This window comes from Mesorhizobium sp. P2_C4 (assembly GCF_056404575.1).
In genome coordinates, this window is sequence record NZ_JBFUDT010000005.1 from 224964 (window position 1) to 242344 (window position 17381).

21 protein-coding genes are annotated in these 17381 nt (G+C 61.8%); 9 read left to right on the forward strand and 12 right to left on the reverse strand.

Translation table 11 applies throughout. The features are described from left to right. The first annotated feature begins 111 nt into the window (after window positions 1-111). Genes AC1DX6_RS21275 through AC1DX6_RS21285 form a run of 3 tightly spaced genes read left to right on the forward strand, consistent with a single transcriptional unit; the run spans window position 112 to window position 2526 of the window. Window positions 112-471 carry a hypothetical protein gene (locus AC1DX6_RS21275; protein ID WP_477316924.1) on the forward strand — a complete coding sequence of 120 codons (360 nt, stop codon included), beginning with the start codon at window positions 112-114 and terminating at the stop codon, window positions 469-471. Further along, complete coding sequence (locus tag AC1DX6_RS21280) at window positions 455-1360, forward strand: HTTM domain-containing protein (protein ID WP_477316926.1); 906 nt, start codon at window positions 455-457, stop codon at window positions 1358-1360. The genes AC1DX6_RS21275 and AC1DX6_RS21280 overlap by 17 nt, the downstream gene beginning before the upstream one ends. Next, complete coding sequence (locus AC1DX6_RS21285) at window positions 1357-2526, forward strand: SdrD B-like domain-containing protein (protein ID WP_477316928.1); 1170 nt, start codon at window positions 1357-1359, stop codon at window positions 2524-2526. The genes AC1DX6_RS21280 and AC1DX6_RS21285 overlap by 4 nt, the downstream gene beginning before the upstream one ends. 164 nt (window positions 2527-2690) lie before the next feature. Here the strand turns inward: AC1DX6_RS21285 and AC1DX6_RS21290 are convergent, their stop codons facing one another. Both AC1DX6_RS21290 and AC1DX6_RS21295 read right to left on the reverse strand, forming a co-directional pair. Further along, window positions 2691-3143 (reverse strand): hypothetical protein, encoded by a 453-nt coding sequence (locus tag AC1DX6_RS21290; RefSeq protein ID WP_477316930.1) that lies wholly within the window; start codon window positions 3141-3143, stop codon window positions 2691-2693. Between the two features lie 483 nt (window positions 3144-3626). Then, window positions 3627-4097 carry an Lrp/AsnC family transcriptional regulator gene (locus tag AC1DX6_RS21295; protein WP_258602394.1) on the reverse strand — a complete coding sequence of 157 codons (471 nt, stop codon included), beginning with the start codon at window positions 4095-4097 and terminating at the stop codon, window positions 3627-3629. A 149-nt stretch (window positions 4098-4246) separates the two neighbouring features. On the opposite strand from AC1DX6_RS21295, the gene AC1DX6_RS21300 reads away from it, so the two are divergent. After that, entirely contained in the window at window positions 4247-4996 is a 750-nt protein-coding gene (locus AC1DX6_RS21300; RefSeq protein ID WP_477316932.1) for a tryptophan 2,3-dioxygenase family protein, read from the forward strand. Window positions 4997-5312: 316 nt separating this feature from the next. Then, entirely contained in the window at window positions 5313-5735 is a 423-nt protein-coding gene (locus tag AC1DX6_RS21305) for a DoxX family protein (protein ID WP_477316934.1), read from the forward strand. Window positions 5736-5821: 86 nt separating this feature from the next. Here the strand turns inward: AC1DX6_RS21305 and AC1DX6_RS21310 are convergent, their stop codons facing one another. From AC1DX6_RS21310 to AC1DX6_RS21325, 4 genes are all read right to left on the reverse strand, one after another. After that, entirely contained in the window at window positions 5822-6127 is a 306-nt protein-coding gene (locus tag AC1DX6_RS21310) for a hypothetical protein (protein WP_477316936.1), read from the reverse strand. 94 nt (window positions 6128-6221) lie between these two features. Further along, window positions 6222-6491 carry a hypothetical protein gene (locus AC1DX6_RS21315; RefSeq protein ID WP_477316938.1) on the reverse strand — a complete coding sequence of 90 codons (270 nt, stop codon included), beginning with the start codon at window positions 6489-6491 and terminating at the stop codon, window positions 6222-6224. Between the two features lie 111 nt (window positions 6492-6602). Then, window positions 6603-6797 (reverse strand): hypothetical protein, encoded by a 195-nt coding sequence (locus AC1DX6_RS21320; protein WP_477242444.1) that lies wholly within the window; start codon window positions 6795-6797, stop codon window positions 6603-6605. 45 nt (window positions 6798-6842) lie between these two features. Then, complete coding sequence (locus tag AC1DX6_RS21325) at window positions 6843-7289, reverse strand: Ros/MucR family transcriptional regulator (RefSeq protein WP_477316940.1); 447 nt, start codon at window positions 7287-7289, stop codon at window positions 6843-6845. Window positions 7290-7907: 618 nt separating this feature from the next. Between AC1DX6_RS21325 and AC1DX6_RS21330 the strand changes: the two genes are divergently transcribed. From AC1DX6_RS21330 to AC1DX6_RS21340, 3 genes are all read left to right on the forward strand, one after another. Then, window positions 7908-8336, forward strand: coding sequence for a hypothetical protein (locus AC1DX6_RS21330; protein WP_477316942.1), 429 nt, complete (start codon window positions 7908-7910; stop codon window positions 8334-8336). A 61-nt stretch (window positions 8337-8397) separates the two neighbouring features. Further along, the gene (locus AC1DX6_RS21335) at window positions 8398-8691 is read left to right on the forward strand and encodes a hypothetical protein (protein WP_477316944.1); all 294 of its coding nucleotides are present in this window, start codon (window positions 8398-8400) and stop codon (window positions 8689-8691) included. A gap of 79 nt (window positions 8692-8770) precedes the next feature. Continuing rightward, window positions 8771-9322 carry a terminase large subunit domain-containing protein gene (locus AC1DX6_RS21340; RefSeq protein ID WP_477316946.1) on the forward strand — a complete coding sequence of 184 codons (552 nt, stop codon included), beginning with the start codon at window positions 8771-8773 and terminating at the stop codon, window positions 9320-9322. A 251-nt stretch (window positions 9323-9573) separates the two neighbouring features. On the opposite strand, the gene AC1DX6_RS21345 is transcribed toward AC1DX6_RS21340, so the two are convergent. The 3 genes from AC1DX6_RS21345 to AC1DX6_RS21355 form a co-directional block, all read right to left on the reverse strand. Next, window positions 9574-10398 carry a HEAT repeat domain-containing protein gene (locus AC1DX6_RS21345; protein WP_477316948.1) on the reverse strand — a complete coding sequence of 275 codons (825 nt, stop codon included), beginning with the start codon at window positions 10396-10398 and terminating at the stop codon, window positions 9574-9576. A 289-nt stretch (window positions 10399-10687) separates the two neighbouring features. Further along, complete coding sequence (locus tag AC1DX6_RS21350; RefSeq protein WP_477316950.1) at window positions 10688-11587, reverse strand: ankyrin repeat domain-containing protein; 900 nt, start codon at window positions 11585-11587, stop codon at window positions 10688-10690. Window positions 11588-12128: 541 nt separating this feature from the next. After that, window positions 12129-12515, reverse strand: a complete 387-nt coding sequence (locus AC1DX6_RS21355; protein ID WP_477317162.1) for an ester cyclase — start codon at window positions 12513-12515, stop codon at window positions 12129-12131. Window positions 12516-12727: 212 nt separating this feature from the next. Between AC1DX6_RS21355 and AC1DX6_RS21360 the strand changes: the two genes are divergently transcribed. After that, a complete protein-coding gene (locus tag AC1DX6_RS21360; protein ID WP_477316952.1) occupies window positions 12728-14443 on the forward strand; it encodes a hypothetical protein in 1716 nt (571 codons plus the stop codon). Window positions 14444-14508: 65 nt separating this feature from the next. Here the strand turns inward: AC1DX6_RS21360 and AC1DX6_RS21365 are convergent, their stop codons facing one another. From AC1DX6_RS21365 to AC1DX6_RS21375, 3 genes are all read right to left on the reverse strand, one after another. Next, window positions 14509-15084: a CatB-related O-acetyltransferase gene (locus AC1DX6_RS21365; protein ID WP_477316954.1), complete on the reverse strand. Its 576-nt coding sequence runs from the start codon at window positions 15082-15084 to the stop codon at window positions 14509-14511. Between the two features lie 88 nt (window positions 15085-15172). Then, on the reverse strand, window positions 15173-16156 hold the full coding sequence (locus AC1DX6_RS21370; RefSeq protein ID WP_477316956.1) for a glycosyltransferase family 8 protein: 984 nt from the start codon (window positions 16154-16156) through the stop codon (window positions 15173-15175). 61 nt (window positions 16157-16217) lie between these two features. Next, the gene (locus AC1DX6_RS21375) at window positions 16218-16877 is read right to left on the reverse strand and encodes an FkbM family methyltransferase (RefSeq protein ID WP_477316958.1); all 660 of its coding nucleotides are present in this window, start codon (window positions 16875-16877) and stop codon (window positions 16218-16220) included. Between the last annotated feature and the right edge of the window lie 504 nt (window positions 16878-17381).

Below are 17381 nucleotides of genomic sequence, written 5' to 3' on the forward strand. Positions count from 1 at the left end.
GGGTTGCGCGGGTGGCGGATGTCGTCTCAATCAGCAGTGGCGGATGTCGTCTCAATCAGAATTGGTGCGGGGTCTGTCGGGTCGGCAGGACGCCTTCGGGTTTTCGCATTCATGGCGATCGCCGCGTTCATGATCGCCGGTCCGGTCGCGGAGCAGGTTTTCGGGGTGCAAACGGCATGGCTGCGCTCCTGGACCATGTTCAGTGCGATCGGGATGGGCGTGATCGACGCTTCCTTCGAAAAGCGCGGACCTGACGGCGCTCTTCTCCCGCTCGACCGCTTCGAGATGCTCGGCGCTGCCCGCGACGGCAAGCTGAAGCGGATCGAAAGCCGCGACGAACTGGCTTCCGTCATCAAGCGGCTCTGCACGGCCGCCGGGCAGGGCGCCGACATCCGTGTGCGCGCGCGGCAGGCCACGCGCAGCGGCTGGCAGATCATCCATACCGATGCCGAAAATGCCTGCGCCAACTGACGCCATGGCTGACTGGCCCGGCTGGCGTCTGATGCACGCTATGGCCGCACGCTTCGTCGACTGGGCGGCCTATTCGGAGGGCTCGTCGCGTTCGTCCGCGTTGATCCGCATCGGCCTGGCAATGCTGTTCTGGTCGCGTTGGGCGGGCGAGTTGCTGCTTTATAGGGACCAATCGCCGGTCGGTCTGTTTCTGGCCGTCAACTTCTTCGTCGCCACGGCGCTGCTCTTCGTCGGCTATCACAGCCGCATCGCTGCCGTCTGGGCGGGCTTGGTCGGGCTGGCGATGTATTACTATTTCGGCTTCCAGCTCGGTCGCGAACCCTGGACTCACCATCATGCCTATCTGCTTGCCGTCGCAGCGCTGCTGATCGTGCTCACCCCCTGCGGCCGCTCCTATTCGCTGGACCGCTACCTCTCGGTGATGCGCGCCGAGCGCACCGGCGTTGCGCCGCCGGCGGAGCGCGGCAATCTGTGGGGGCTGCGGCTGATCGTGGTGCAGCTCTCGGTGCTTTATTTCTTCGCCGCCTTCGACAAGTCGACCTACGCCTTTCTAAGCGGCGCGCGGATCGAGGCGATATTCCTCTGGTACTATGCGGGTTCGGACTATCCAGCCGGCCTTGCCTGGCTCGCCACGATCGTGTCCGTCGCCGTGGTCGCGCTCGAATATTGCCTTGCCTTCGGGCTGCCGTTTCGCGCGACGAGGCGCTATCTGCTGCTGCCGGGCCTGACCTTCCACGCCATCATCTATCTGACGCTGCCGGTCTATACGTTCAGCGCCACCATGGCGTTGCTCTATCTTGCCTATTTCGATGCGGATGCCGTCGATAAGGTCATCGCGCGGCTCGAGGGAATCGAATTGGCAGGGACTGCCGGAGAGGAAGTTTCGTGAAGCGTGGTTTGTTGTTTTCCCCGGTCGCAGCGGCGGCAATCGGTTTGGCCATGGTCTGCGGCGCGGCGCATGCCGGCAGTGCGCAGGACGACTATTATCCCGCGCGTGCATGGGGTTCCTTCAACGGTGGCCAGATGAACACGTCGCTGCTGGTGTTCCGCGACCTCAACCGGAACGGCGTCTACGATCTGGGCGACCGGCCGATGTCGCGTGTGGCCGTCGAACTCGACAAGCCGAAGGGCGACACCATCATGCGATTGACCAATGTCAGCGGCTTCGCCAACTTCCGGATGTCGGTCATCCAGCGCGATCGCGAAGTCGTCGATCCCGGCCACTACGCGTTCCGGGTCGTGCCTCCGCCAGGCTATTCCGTCACCACCGGCAACGCGTCGCAGGAGAGCGACTATGTCGTTTCACCCGGATCGCCGGGCGATATGATCGCACGGCGCACGACGCACCCGGTCGGGCTTGCGGCAGATCTGACGATCAGCGGCGCGGTCGCCGCCGGGTCGCGCATTTCCCTCACAGGGCCGGACGGAGCCACTGCCGCCGCCAAGGTCGGCCCGGACGGGCGGTTCAGTGCACCCGCGACATCAGGCGAATGGCTGGTCGACGTCTCGGTCGATGGAGCCACGCAGCGGCGGCACGTGGTGGTCGGCGCGGCGCCAGTGGTGCTCTCCGCGTTTTCGGGCAAAGGCGGACCTGCCGAGGAGCCGCTGCCCAACCAGCATGTCGTCGGTTTCGACGACCTCATGACGACGCCGGGCGTGTTTGAGGTTCCCTCCGGCTATGGCGGGCTCGACTGGTACAATCTCGTTGCCATGCACCAGCGCTTCACCGACGGCCCGGGCTACATCAACACCACCATGTCGGGCGAATTCATCGCCTACAACAGCTCTGGCCACCCCGCGCAGGTGTTCAGCGACAAGCCGTTCGATTTCACGGGCGCCTATTTCGGCGCCGGCTGGGACGGCGCGGAGGGCGAGACGCTTATCCTGAAGGCCTGGCGGGGCAATGAGCCCGCATATGAGGATCAACTGGTGCTGTCGGCCAACGGGCTGGTCTACTTCGCGGCCGACTATAGGCACATCACGCGGCTCGAGATCCGGACACAGCATTACTGGCAGGCCGCGATCGACGATTTCGCCTATCGCACCGGTCCGTAGCGCGGTCTACGCAGCACCCTGACGCTGCATTCCCGCCGTCGCTGGTGGTTTTGAGGCGGCCCAGTGCTTGTCGCCCAAAAGTGCGCAGCGGTTTTGGGGGGACGACATGCACAAAAACAAAGACTTAAAGCGCGTCACCTGAATCCGCTTCAGCGCGACGCGCTTTAGGCCCAAGCCGCGTCAGCAAGACGTTCTCTGTGAAGTTCCGCAGGGGTGGCCGCCGCCATTGCCGCCGGAGCCGCCATTTCCGCCGAAGCTTCCATTCCCGCCTGAGCTGCCGTTGCCGCCGGAGCTGCCATTTCCGGCACCGCCGTCGCCGCCATTCCCACCGGCGCCGCCATTCCCGCCGGCGCCACCATTGCCGCCGTTTCCGGCACCGCCGTCGCCGCCATTTCCACCGGCTCCACCATTGCCGCCATTTCCGGCACCGCCATCGCCGCCATTTCCACCGGCGTCGCCACCATTGCCGCCGTTTCCAGCGCCGCCGCCATTTCCACCGGCGTCGCCACCATTACCGCCGTTTCCAGCGCCGCCGCCATTTCCACCGGCATCGCCACCGTTACCGCCGTTTCCACCGTTGCCGCCGTTTCCACCGGCGCCGCCACCATTACCGCCATTCCCACCATTTCCGCCTACGGCTAGCGCCAGAAGAGCGCGCTTGGCCTCTTGCAGTTGGGCTTTTGGATCCATCGGCCGGTGGAATCCGTCTCGCGGCTCCGGCAGGACCGACGCCGCGCGGGTTGCCATCGGCAGCAGCATGGTCGAGGCAAGCAGCGCCGCCGCCAGTATGCTCCTGAACTGCGGGAAGGAACGGCACCCGATATTGGCATTCGCCATGGTTGCGAAAAACCCTGAGCGTCCTGCCGAGCCGGCAGGTTCCGCACCGATTCTGATTGAGACCACATCCATCATCCGCGCACCCCCGTCCCGGTCTATAAACCGCTTCGGAGCCTGTTTTTCGACCACCCCAAAAAAAGTCAGGGCTCGCCGCCGCGCCTTCGCCAATCTCCAACATTGCCGGAGAAGCACGACGCCCAGACAGCCAATCTCGGTGGGTAGAGCTGCTGCGCCAACGTCTCAAACCATCTGGTTTGCGCGCCTCACCCCCTCAGCGCATGCGCAGCCGCATTGGCAAAGGAAATGTCGCTCTTGATCTCGCGCATCGCCATCGAGGTGATCGTGCGCCGCACGCCGGGCAGGCGGCTGAGCTCCTCGCGCAGCATCCGGTCGAGCGCCATCATGTCGACGGTGACGATCTGCAGGAGATAGTCGGCCTCGCCGGTGGTGGCGTGGCAGCGCCGGATCAGCGGATGCTTTTGCACCGCCGCCTCGAAGGCGTCCGACACCTCGAAATCGATCGACACCTGGATGAAGGCCTCGATGCCGAAGCCGAGTTTTGCCGGGTCGATCTGCGTGGTGTAGCCGCGGATGATGCCGGCATCCTCGAGCGCCTTGACCCGCTTCCAGCACGGCGTCTTGCTCAGGCCGACCTCGTCGGCGAGCACGGCAAAGGAGATTCGCGCATCGCGCTCAAGCGCGGCGACGATCTTCCGGTCGAGGGCATCCAGCATGGATCGTTCCCTGAAATTGCTACATAGCCCGACATTCGTCCTTCAATTCCGGCCATTTGAATAACAGAAAGGAACAATGTTCAAGCGCAAAGCGGCTACACTGTCGCCAGACAGAGCCTGCGGCGATGGGCCGGGCGAGGAGCAACTGCATGGACAAGCCGGATTACTATGCCCGCATCGAAACCCCGGAGATGCGCGACTACGGCGTCTACCTCAAATGCGACACGCTTCTGCAATGCCAGAAGCCGCTGGCCGAGATGGTCAATGCCGACGAGTTGCAGTTCCAGATCGTGCATCAGGTCGAGGAGCTGTGGATGAAGCTCATCACCTACACGCTGGTCGATGTCATTGATTTCCTCGAACAGCAGAACACCCACCGCATCGTCACGCTGATGGGTCGCGTGCACCGGCTGATGCGCATGATGACGGCGCAGCTCGATTTGCTCGAGACCATGTCGCCCAAGGAGTATCAGCAGATAAGGCTGCAGCTCGGCAATGGCAGCGGCCAGGAATCGCCGGGCTTCAAGCTTTTGCTGCGCATGCCGCCGGATCTGTGGCGGGCCTTCAAGGCCGCCTATCTCGATGGCCGCGGGCTGACCGTCGAGGATGTCTACGATGCCAAGTATGATCACGGTGACTCTTACGTCGTCGCCGAGGCGCTGATCGAGTTCGACGAGCTGTTCCAGAAATTCCGCGCCAACCATCTCTATCTCATCCACCGCTCGATCGGCCTCGGCTCGAAATCGCTGAAGGGCCGCCCGGTCGAACTGCTGGCCGCCGGCGCCCGCCATCGCTTCTTCCCGGAACTGTGGGACATACGCTGCGACATGACCGACCGCTGGGGCGGCGAGTATGGCGTGGTGCGAGACTCGATCAGCCATCCGGAGAAGGTGGGGTAGGGGGCCAGAAGCTGGTCAAGCGAAGCTGCGATCCTTCGCGCCCCCCTCTGTCCTGCCAGACATCTCCCCCACTTGGGGGGAGATTGGCAGTTTCGTCGACTGCGCTCTTCCTCCAACGTCGATGATTGGCGAAAGCCGGCATGACATCCGATCTCCCTCCTCGTGGGGGAGATGGCCGGCAGACCAGAGGGGGGCGCTGTCCCGCCGGCCCCGATCTGTTCGCCTCGCCTAACCTAAAACTTTTTCACCGCCCCTGTCGGAACCGCCGCCCTTCCTCCGTCCTTGGAGCATCAACAGCTTCAACCCGGAGGACATCGTGGAAACCACCCAATCGACCTGGCAGACCGTCGCCATTCTCATCGCCCGCCTGATCTTCGCTTCCATGTTCGCGATGGGGGTGGCCTTCAAACTCATGGATATGGGCATGACCGCCGGCTACATCGCCGCCGCCGGCTTCCCGTTCCCGCTGTTTCTGGCCTGGTGCGCCGCGATCCTCGAAACGCTGCTGGTGATTGCCTTCCTGACCGGTGCGTTCCTGACCCCGGCGGCGGTGATCGGAGCGGTTTACGTGGTCTTCCTTGGCTTTGCCTTCCACGGTCCTTCGAACTGGGCCGCGAACCAGGCCGAGTTTGGCGCCTTCATGTCCCACTTCCCGTTCGCCGCCGGCCTGCTCTTCGCCGCGGTCCATGGGCCGGGCAGCGTGCTGTCGCTGCGCCAGGGCTGGCCGGGCAGGGCGTGACATCGCCCAAGGGCCATCGTGCCCGCAGGTGGCTGAGGGGCGGCGCCGACGTCGACCTCCGCTGCGACGACACGCCAAAAGCCACCTCACATCTGGCCGTTGTTGGGTTCCTTCATCTGGCCGACCATCCGCGCTAGTTTGGAGAAGGACGGCATATCCGTCTCCGGCTGGCACTGGTTGGCCAGCTCCAGCAGCCGGATCGGGAAGTTGACGGCGTCGCGGCTCGACGCCGACATGCCGCCCGAGCGCTCCTCGCCGGTCTCGGAGGCCTCGGCGCGGCGCAGCGCTATGTCGATTTCCTCGACCGATAACACCCCCTTGCGCACCAGCACCTGGTTGATCGAGGCGACGGCCATCAGCAGGCCTTCGAGTTGCAGATTGGCGACGTTCATTGTTTTGCTCCCATTGGGTAAGGACCAAACGCGCGAACGCCCGTTCCGATCCCACACGGTACTTCAGCGTCCGGTTGTCAAATTTGGCGATCGCCTATTCTTCCATCCAGCGATTGCCGTATTCGAGCCACAGCGCCTTCACGTCCCTGCTGCCCAGGTGCGGGGTAGACGGCTCGCCATAACTGATGACGACGCTGCTGATGTCATAGTGCGGTTCGGCGTTGATGACGAACCGGATTGCCTCGCCCAGCGGCCTTGTGCCGATGACCGGATCGGCCTGGCCTGCGCCTATGCTGCGAACGCCCGATACCTTTGCTGGTGCATGCCGCATCCTGAACATGGATGCCATGGCTGGTTTGTCCATCCTGCCCTCCCAAGTCCCGGGCAAAATGATTCCATAAGCGCTGGCTAATGACCAGCCGGTCGCAACTGCCTGAGCAGCCGATATGTCGATGATCGAGGCATTTCCACAGGTTTACGGGGTCCTGGGATCATCGACCGGCGGCCTGGCGGGAAGGCCAAGCCTTGTTCGCTGCTCGTCGGCGAAGGCCTCGGCCTCGGCCTGGGTGTCGAACGGGTGCCGGGTCAGCTTGCCCTGCTCGGTCACCAGCACCGCCCACCGGCGGTCGATCCGTTCGACGCGGACGTCATCGGGCTCTCCAATCACCATGGTCGTCCTCCACAGGCAAAGGGGCGGCGCAATGGCGCCGCGCTGCTACGCCTTGGGGCTCCGCTTGGCGGCGGCTTTTCCGGTGGGTGCCTCAACCGACCTGACGCCGAGGCCGAACTGCTTGGCCAGTTCCGACCGCTTGGCGGCGTAGTTGGGCGCCGTCATCGGATAATCCGCCGGCAGTCCCCATTTGGCGCGATAGGCCTCCGGCGTGATGCCATGGCGCGAACCAAGGTGACGCCGCAGCGACCTGAATTTCTTGCCGTCTTCGAGGCAGAAGATGAAGTTCGGCGTGACCGACCGCTTCGGATTGACGGCGGGTTCAGGCGCGGCTTGCGCCGGAACGTCAGGCTGCTCCAGGCCGCCCAGGGCAGCATTGACGCTGGCGATCAGCGCCGGCAAATCTTCCACCGGCACTGAATTGTTGCTGACAAAGGCCGCGACGATGTCGACGGTCAAACCTATATTTCGCTGAATGCTTTCTCCAGACATAGCGTTGCTCCCCTGTTCCCACCAGGGCAAGAATATCAGGCAGGGTTACGCTGTGGCATGGCACTTTAGGACATATGCATATGACTTGACTATCGCCATGGTAGCGCTATCAACTATGACTCCGACGGATTCCATGCCGTGCCGCGATTGCCCGGTGACGGCATCTATGCTAATATTTGGACATGGTGTTGATTTGCGCCACCGACCCGCCGCCGAGGCGGGTTTTTGTTTTCTGGCCGGTTTCGAAACGCAGCATCCCATCGAAGCATCTGTTCCGCACGCGCGGGCGGAACCATGGGCTAGGAATTATTTCCTTGACCGGGTGACGGCAGCTATGCTACATATTTATCCATGGTGCTGATTTGCGCCAACGACCCGCCGCCAAGGCGGGTTTTTTGTTTTGAACGCCGGTAGGACTGTTGGCGGGACAGCGCCCCCCTCTGTCCTGCCGGACATCTCCCCCACACGGGGGGAGATCGGTTGTCCCCGTCGCTTTCGCCAAATGCCAACGTTGCAAGGCTGGGCGAGGCGCTGAAGCTGCCAATCTCCCTCCTTGTGGGGGAGATGGCCGGCAGGCCAGAGGGGGGCGCGAAGGAACGCGACACTTGCGAGAAACCCATGCCCACACGCTACGCCACCATCATCACCGACGATGACGGCCGCGAGGTCGTCAGCGCCATCGGCGAGTTCGAAAGTGCGCCGCAGGCGCGCGCCGGCCGTTTCGAGACGGTCGCACCGGGTGTGCTGATCGGCATGGTCAAGGGCGGCTCGGTCGATGCGGTCGGCGGCTTCGGTTTTGCCCCGGGGTCGCAAGGCGTCAACGGCCGGGCGGTCGGCATCGCCAGGGCGAACCTGAAATCCCCGCCTGAAACGACGGCAAAGTCCGGGCAGGGCGACGCCACGCCAGCCAAAGCGGCGGTAAAACCCGATGCGGCCAAGACGGTGCGCAAGAAGGCAAAGCCGGCACGCCGGAAATCCCGCAACGGCAAGGCGGCCAGGCCGGCGAGGCGGGCTGCCGAGCCCGCCGGGGTTTCGCCGCATGGCTGAAAACCCGTCCCGCAAGCCCGCGCGGAAAACCGCTGGCAGGCCGAAGCGGCCGAAGAAAACGTTGGGCGATGATTTCGTCGAGGCGGTGCGCGCCGATTTTCGCAGCCACGGCGCCGGCGTCATCGCCGCGGTGCGGGCCGACAAGCCCGACCAGTATCTGAAAATCGTGCTGTCGGTGCTGCCGAAGGATTTGCATGTCGAAATCAACCATCTGGACGCGTTGAGCGATGACGAGATCCGCAATCGCATCCGTGGCCTCGAAGCCGTCCTCAGGCCGTTCCTCGCCAAGCCAGGCACTGGCGCGGAAGGAGTATCTGAGCCTCCTGGCCGAACTGGATCGCCGACGTCGGACTAACCAGCTCGCCGCCTACCAGCCCTATTTACGCCAGGGCGAATTTCACGCCGCCGGGGCGCAAAACCGCGAGCGGCTGTTCATGGCCGGCAACCAGCTCGGCAAGACAAGGGCCGGCGGCGCCGAATGGGCCATGCACCTCACCGGCCGCTATCCCGCGTGGTGGCAAGGCAAGGTTTTCGACACCGCGGTGCGGCTATGGGCGGCAGGCGTCACCGGCGAAGGCACGCGCGACAACCCGCAGCGCATCCTGGTAGGCCCGCCGCAGCAACAGGCGGCGTGGGGCACCGGCATGATCCCGGGCGACGCCATCGTCCACACCACCATGGGGCGCGGTGCGCCCGGTGCGCTCGACAGCGTCGTCGTGCGCCATGGCGGCGGTGGCGATGTCCAGGCCGATGAATCCGTGCTGTCGTTCAAGAGTTTTGAAAAAGGCCGTGAGAAGTGGCAGGGCGAAACGCTGCACGGTGTGTGGTTCGACGAAGAGCCGCCGCTCGACATCTATTCCGAAGGCCTGACCCGCACCAATGCGACGGGCGGCATCACCATCGTCACCTTTACGCCGCTGCTTGGTATGTCCGATGTGGTGCTGTTGTTTTTGTCGGCCGAGCAGGTGGAGGGCATGGCGAAGTGAACCTCTCAGGACTTGGGTTCCTCGCCTCCGCAAAGCGGGGGAGAGGTGGCCGCGAAGCGGACGGAGAGGGGGCTTCGTAGAGCGCTGGCTTGGAGGCCGGTTCAACTGCGCTTCATCCTGCTACCTCGGCGCCATCCCCCTCTCCGTCGCGGCTTCGCCGCGCCACCTCCCCCACATTCGTGGGGGCGAGGAACCCAGGTTCCAGACGGCCTCACTCCATCACCTCTCGAGACCTCTCGGTCAGCGATACTTCAGGCGATTGCCGGCAGTGATGAATGCCAGACCGCATGGTGCGATATCTGGTTGTGCTTGCGGCAATCCGTTGCCAGTTTGCTGATTTCAGGATCGGCCGACGCCTTCGCCCATTCGACGAAAGCGTCAACCACCACCAACCTCGCCCGCCCGGCCAACCCAATACCGTAACGCCGCACCACCGGCTCGGAATGGTCGAGCATCGCGCGGATCATGCCGGATGCATCGTCTTGCCATTGCCCGGAAATATCGGCTATCGCCGAAAACGCCGTTTGCGGCCTGAGCAATGCCGCGTGCTGGCGTGCAAGCTTCAACTGCCAGTCTTTTGCAAAGCGCACGAATTTGACGGCTCCTGTGCGTACACCGTCGTGCTGATCTTCAAGAGCAAACAACGCCTGCGCCAGATAGTCGCCATCGTCACGCGTGCTGCATCGCAAGATACACTCTATGGCATCGAAGCGCGTGCGCGGGTTGTCATCCCCCAGCAACGCAGCCAGTTCGCCCACCATCGAACTTATGTTCTGGTTTTGAAACGTGGCAAGAAACGCGCCCGCCGCTCGCGTCTGGGCATTGACCGATGTGAGCAGGAGACGCAGGCTTTCCAACGGAACCGTCTTGCCGAGCTCGCCAAGAAGGTCGTTGGCAAGCGTGCCCTCGTCGTCGTCATCGGAAGGCGACAGCAACCGCTCCAGCATCTCCTGACCTGTCATGGTATTTGTCGATTTGCCGAGCGGCAGCAGGATCTTGCCGCCGTCGCTGAAAAAAAGATGAGCAACCTCGCTGTCCTCGGCGGACAGGCGCATCGCCTCGAATAGATCTGTCATGGCAAAGAGTGGCTTTCCCACCCGCGTAGAGTACAGGCCGCGCAGAATGCACCAGCCCAAGATGCATCGATGTCGTCGATGCAGGGCAAGACCTACCGCATAAAACCGCAAACGAAAAGATGAGTGCGCAGCTTTGCTGTCCCTTCCGATATCTCTGGCGTGAAAACCGAGTTCTATGGCCCTCACTCCGTCTCCTGCGCCACAAGCCGGTCGAGATTTTCATTCAGCCGCCGCATCAGGCTGACGAGCGTTGCCACCTCACAGTACCGCCAGAGAGCAGCAATCAATTCTAGGGAAGCGGCAACGGTGCGTCACTCAAGGTCCTGAGGTAAGCGATGAGGTCTGCTCGCTGCTTCTCGTCCGGCAGACCCGGGAAACTCATATCGGTTCCAGGCAAAGTGAGTGCGGGGTTTGAGATAAAAAAATTGAGTTCCTCAAAGGTCCAATCGCCGCCAGCGTCCTTTAGACTTGCCGAATACTCGATATCGCGTTGCGAAGCCTTCCGCCGTCCTACGATCCCCCACAGATTGGGCTTGGGATTCTTGACCCCCAGCACTACAAGATGACAAGCCCCGCACGTTCTGCCGAAAATCTCTTTGCCCGATTCAGCGTTTGCCGATGCAAGCCGTGGCGAAATCGGCGCAAGGGCCGGTCGTTCGGCGCCATGACTGTGCAAGTAGGCCACGACGTCGTCGTGACCAGCGAGCTTGGCCAAATGTATGGGCGGACTTCCATTCGATGTCAGTGCATTGACCTCTGCTCCCGCGTCCACAAGATAGATGACGCACTGAAGGCAGCCACTCTCGGCAGCCACGTGCAGCGGGGTCTGCGCTTTCGCCAGCTGATTTGGATTGGCCCCACTATCGAGCAACAGTTTCACGATGTCGGCGTACCCACCCTTGTTGGCGGCATAGAGTGGCGTTCTTTGCCAACTGACGGGCAGGTTAACGTCCGCCCCACGATTGATCAGAAGTTTTGCCAGTTCGACATTTCCTTTTTCGCAGGCGATATAGAGCGCCGTCACACCGTCAATTTCGTTAATAGCGGCGCCTTTGTCCAAGGCGGAAGTCACCGCTGCGACGTCGCCCTTCCTGACTAGATCACCCAAGTTGCTTGCATGGGCCGGCAGTGCAAAAAGCCAAAGGACCCACAAAACCCTTATCGCCCACATGCGTCCCGGCTTGGTCATTGTATCCTCCCTGATGAGAGTTCTTGACTTGTGTTGTCGGAAGCAGACATGCGTGTTTGATCTAGAGAGATCTTGACGCGGGGTGCGAAAAAGCAACGCAAATACAGCTGATTGGTTACGACGTAGGTGCCCTCGCAGATGTGGTATTGGTCGTCAGGGGATTCCTGTGTGCGGCTGCGTGAGATGTTGTAGTTCTGCGGCAAGTAAATGTAGCCCCCGTCGATCCTGGACTGCACCGAGGACCGAGGTATGGGGTGGCAATCTGAACCACCGCAACACTTCAATCCCGTCTGTGGGTCAACCTTGTCCTGGTACCAGTCATGGGCGTTCGCCGATGCCGAGGCGGCGATACACACTGCGGTGAAAATGAACCTTCGCATGGCATTCCCAATGCATTTGGCAGGCGCTGCTGGTTCGAGGGTCCATGTTATTAGCATTCCCTTGAAAACACCATTGACCAACGCAGCATCGGCAAGCGACGCTCGCAACTGAGAGACCTCATGGGTCGGGCTCGGTGGTTCGAAGTGACCGGGGTTTGACCCTAAAGCTGCACTTCGATCGCCGCCTTGTCGATGATAGACCACACTTCGACGATCTTCCCGTCGCGAAATGCATAGATCACATTCTCGGCGAACGACACGCGCTTGCCGTTGACGGGGAGGTCGAGGAAAATTCCCTTTGGCGTGCAGTCGAAGGCCAGCCGGCTGGCGATATAGGGCGGTTCGCAAATCAGCATCTGGATGATGAATTGCAGGTCGGTGATATCGTCGAAATCCCGCTCCAGCATGGCGCGATAACCCGCTAGCCCGAGCCGCTGGCCATTGTGGATCGCGCCGTCATCGACGAACTGCTTGAGATCAGACCAGTCCTGCCGGTTCAGGCAGGCGACGTAGGCGCGGTAGATGTCGGCGAGGTCGGTCACGGCGATTGCCCCTGTCTTCTGCTGCAAGGTAGCGATCAGGCCCGCCTTCGTCATCCCAGGGCGGAGCAAGGAGCGAAGCGACGCAGCGGCGGGATCCATGCCGCGACGTCGACCGAAGAGCGCATCGATGCAGAACGGCCGATTGTTCCTGCCTTCCGAAATCCGCGCCGAAACAACGCCCTACAGCGGCATCCTGAATCAATCCGGGAAGGTGAGCCATGACCCGCCACGTCACCTTCATGACCATCGACGATGCCGAGCATTACACGCTTGAGCAGCGCGCCGCGATTGTCGCCGCCTATCCGGAGCATGAGCGCGAAGCGCGCGCAAAGGGCATTCCGGTGCTGGGTTCCGGTCGTATCTTTCCGATCGCCGAACAACTGATCGCCTGCGAGCCGTTCCGGCTGCCGCGCTATTGGCCGCGCCTCGGCGCGCTCGATTTCGGCTGGGACCATCCGTCGGCCGCTGTCGAGCTCGCCTGGGATACCGAGGCCGATGTCGTCTATATCTCCAAGGCGGCCCGCGCTTCGCAGCAGACGCCGGCGATGCAGGTGCTGGCGCTGAAACCCTGGGGCGATTGGCTACCATGGGCGTGGCCGCGCGACGGCCGCCGCGAGACGCTGGAAGGGGCAGGCGCCGCGCTCGCCAAACAATATGCCGCGCACGGGCTGAACATGCTTTCGGGCCACGCCCGCTTCGCCGACGGCTCGGTCTCGGTCGAGGCCGGGCTGATGGACATGCTCGACCGCATGCAATCCGGCCGCTTCAAGGTATTTTCAACCCTGCTGCCCTGGTTCGAGGAGTTTCGCCTGTTCCATAGAAAGGACGGCAAGGTTGTGAAGCTGCGAGACGACCTGATGGCCGCGACGCGCTACCGCAAGCTGACGCTTGCCTATGTCAGCGGCTCCGGCACCTTGCCGACGACGGCCGACGGCATCTGGCTGATGTTTGCCCGGGCAGGGGACAAGGGAGCGGACGGAACGGGAGCGGGCGACTTCAGCGGGCCGGCCTCTTCGGTGACCGACAATATCGTCACCTTCAATGGCACGACCGGCAAGCTCGGCAAGGACAGCGGCATCAAGGCGTCCGACCTGATCGCCGGCCCGGCGTCAGCCGTCGCCGACAACATCGCCACGTTCAACGGCACCACGGGCAAGCTCGCCAAGGACAGCGGTGTCGCAGTGTCGAGCCTGGCGCCGAAGGCCAGCCCGACGTTCACGGGGACGCCGGCCGCGCCAACCCAGGCGCCGGGCGACAACAGCACCAAGCTGGCGACTACCGCATATGTCGACACGACCTTTGCACCGAAGGCCAGCCCCACGATCACAACGCCTACACTCACCCTGAAGCAGAGCGCAGCACCCACGCCTACGGCGGAGGGCGATATCCAATGGGATACCGACGACAATATCCTGCTCATCGGCGATGGCGCTGCCGCACAGACCTTTGTGCCGTTCCCTGCATCGGTGGTCGCTGGCGACCTCTTCTATGCGTCAAGCGCCAAAGCTCTAGTCAGGCTCCCCAAGGGCACGGCCGGGCAGGCGCTGCTGATGAATGCCGGTGCGACGGCCCCACAATGGTCGACGTTGCCCTTCACCCTATCCTTTGAAAGTGCGCAGCAGACCATTACTGCGGCCGGCGCTTTGATTTTGGTTCATGGCCTTGGCGCCAAGCCGAAGCTCTACATGGCTGTTCTTCAGTGTACGACTGCCAATCTCGGCTATTCGATCGGCGACGAAGTGATAGTTAATCCGCACAGCAATACTACCAACGGTGTTTTTGAAAAAGGCCAATCAATAGTCACAGATTCAACAAATGCCAATATTCGCTACGGTTCTGCCGCAAGTACTTATGACATAATACGGAAAGATACAGGTGTTACAGCTTCCATCACAAACGCCAACTGGAAGCTGGTTATAAGGGCCTGGGCCTGAGAGCATCTGGACGATGCTGCGCTCGTCAAGGCTCTTGGGTTCGACCCGGCCGTCGTTCTCGCCAGCTAAAGCGTAACAGTCTTGAAATGTCGTTCGACGAAAGCCTCAATCGAGCCTGTCAGGCTGGCGGCCTCGCGTTTGATTTTCTCGTCATCCCAATCCCACCAGCGGATCGCCAGCAGTTTGTCGACGACGTCCTGTGAGAAGCGATGTCGGATCGTCTTTGCCGGGGTTCCGCCGACTATCGTGTAGGCCGGCACATCCCTGGTAACGACCGCCCCGGCGCCGACGACCGCGCCATGGCCGATGCTCACTCCTGGCAGGATGATCGCGGCGTGGCCTATCCAGACATCGTTCCCGATGCTTACCCCGCCAGGCCTGCCCCCGTTCTCGACTGGCTCAGGCATATTCAGCATGCGGCTGTAGATCGGAAATGAAGTTGCGCTGCCGGTCTGGTGTTGGCCGGTGCACATAAGAAGAACTTCTCCAGCGATCGAGCAAAAGGCTCCAACGTTCAACGGCGCATCTTTGGTCGGGAAAAGGATCTTACGCCGCTTCACTCCATAGGTGTGACGGCCGACGGTTACGAAATCCGGCAGCTCGTTACGCCAGTCTTTCAGCCAGTTGGAAAATTTACCCATCCGAAACCCCCGTTTGCGGCAATGGAAAGACATAGCCGCCGGGGCGGTCGACTGTTTGTCGCCGCCTCAAGCGACGCGATTGCCGGCGTCAGGCGTTGGGTTGCAGACTGAAGCCGCCCAGCACTTCGGGAAAGCTGACGGCCATCTCCCCAGCAACTGCATGCCTCGCATAGATATCGTGCATCTTGCTGCCATCGTAGCGTGCCCGGCGTCTGTACACGTCTTTGCCCGGGAGCCGCCCAACGATCGCGTCGAACTTGCGGATGAATCGCTTGGTCACTCCACGCTCGAATGGGATGCCCTGCCGGAACGGTGCGCCCCACGGGGTGCTCCTTGCTAGTTCGCGCCAGACCTCCAGCGCCTCCACCTCGACACCGACCTGGTTCCCCCAAGGCTTGCCGCCTGCGAAATGCCGGGCGTAGGCTTGGGCGAAGCGATGTTCGTTGGTGCCGTTCGACATCAAATTCCAATTCGGATGCATCGTTTGCCACTTGCCTTCAAAGACGATGTTGAGCGCGTTCTGGTCGTTCATTTGTCCTTCGACGGCGAGTTGGCGAGCCCTAACCAACAGGCCCTGTTCGCGCACTCGTGGCATGTTGAAGACGATAATCCCTGCGTTGAAGTAGGGCGCGCCAGGCTGCATCGAAAATTCGTTGCGATAACCCGTCCGGAAGTACATGTAATCGTCGTGAGCCGCTAAAAGTGGAGCGTTGAGCGCTTGCCCGACCAGATCGCCAATATCTCGACTAAAGAGAACATCGCAGTCGACATGGGCGATGCGGTCATAGGCTGCGAACTCGGGCAGTTTATCGGCAAAAAGCCGGATGAAAGTGGCAGCGCTGCCGGGGCGGAAGGTGTAGCCAGATCCCGCCATAAAGGCCGACACGTCTATGATTTTCAGCCGGCCCTGTAGCAAGCGGTCGGCAACCCGCATATCAGCATCAACTGCCCCGACATGCAGGATGAAGCCTGGCGTTGCCTCACCGGAGACGTCCAAAATTCGGCGCGCTGCTAGGCACGCATACGGGAAGTAATTGGCGTCGGCAGCCAAAAAATAGCATGATGTCGTCAAGGTTTCCTCCGCTGGGGCCGGCCGTCATTCGCGAGCCAATGTGCTGACGTGCCGGCTTGGCTCAGCCCCAGTCCATGTCGATGTTGCGGATGTCTTCTAGCCTGATCCGGTCGCGTAGTGTTCTGATCCTTTCGGCCAGCTCCGGCGAGAATCTCTCGTGCGTCTCAACCAAAATCTGGCCGATCGAACGATATATGCCGTCATCCAGGATGCGCTCGATACATTCTGCCTCGGCTCCTTCTATGTCCATTTTGACGACGACCACAGGCTCGCGCAGATCTCGTAGAAACTGCACCAGATCGACCACCTCAACTTCAAAACTTTTCCCACTCGCGTGCGCCGGTGACCGGAAAAGAGACGACCACTCGGTCATGCCTATGTCTTCGGTGTTCGGCACCTGGTGGAGGTTGGCTTTTCCTGCCGCTCCTCCGACCGCTTTCGGGATAATCGTTACGCGCTCGTCATCGCCAAACCTTTCAGTCAAAGCCAAACGGGCGACAGGGTCGGGTTCGAAGGCTATCACTTTCATGCCATAGCCGAGGGCATGCCTCGTAACATCACCAACATTGGCGCCGAGGTCGATAAATAGGCCGCCCGGTGGAATTGTTTTCATTATTTTGTGGAAGTTGTACTCAGCCAACCGCTTGGGTCGCGGGGGGCGATGCCACCTTCGATACAGGTGCCATCGAAGCGTGAACTCGAAATAGCTTTCCTTCAACATGATTGGCCTGCCGCTTGACTGGAGCGCACAGCTCCGCTCCGGCGAGCAATTTCAGTTTGGCGCGACAAAATCAAGCGACTCCCATTTTCGCCGGTGTCGCACTCTGCTGCTCGTGCTGCGTAGCCAGCTGGAAAACCTAGGTGCCAGAGGCGACTGCGAGGGCGCGGAAAGAGCGGCCATTCACCCATGGCGTCGCGCCCGGACGTGCAAACGAAGGGAGGTCTCAGCCAAGGCTGTAGGCCTACCAACTGTAAAGAGGGCACCGTTCGTCGCGGCCATCGGCGCGGCGATCTGGCATTCGATCACATCGTTCGTATGGATCGCTGCGTCTATCGGGTTGTTGCCAGAACTCTCAGCCGCGGTTCCGCCGGCTCCATCCCACCCGTCCCTGCGCATTCCTCACAGTGAACCGTCGTGCCCGGACACCTGTCGCGATGCGTCCCGGCAGGGCAGCAGTTCCCGTTCGAACTGCGCCATCTCGGACATTCGAAAGTCCTGCCGGTG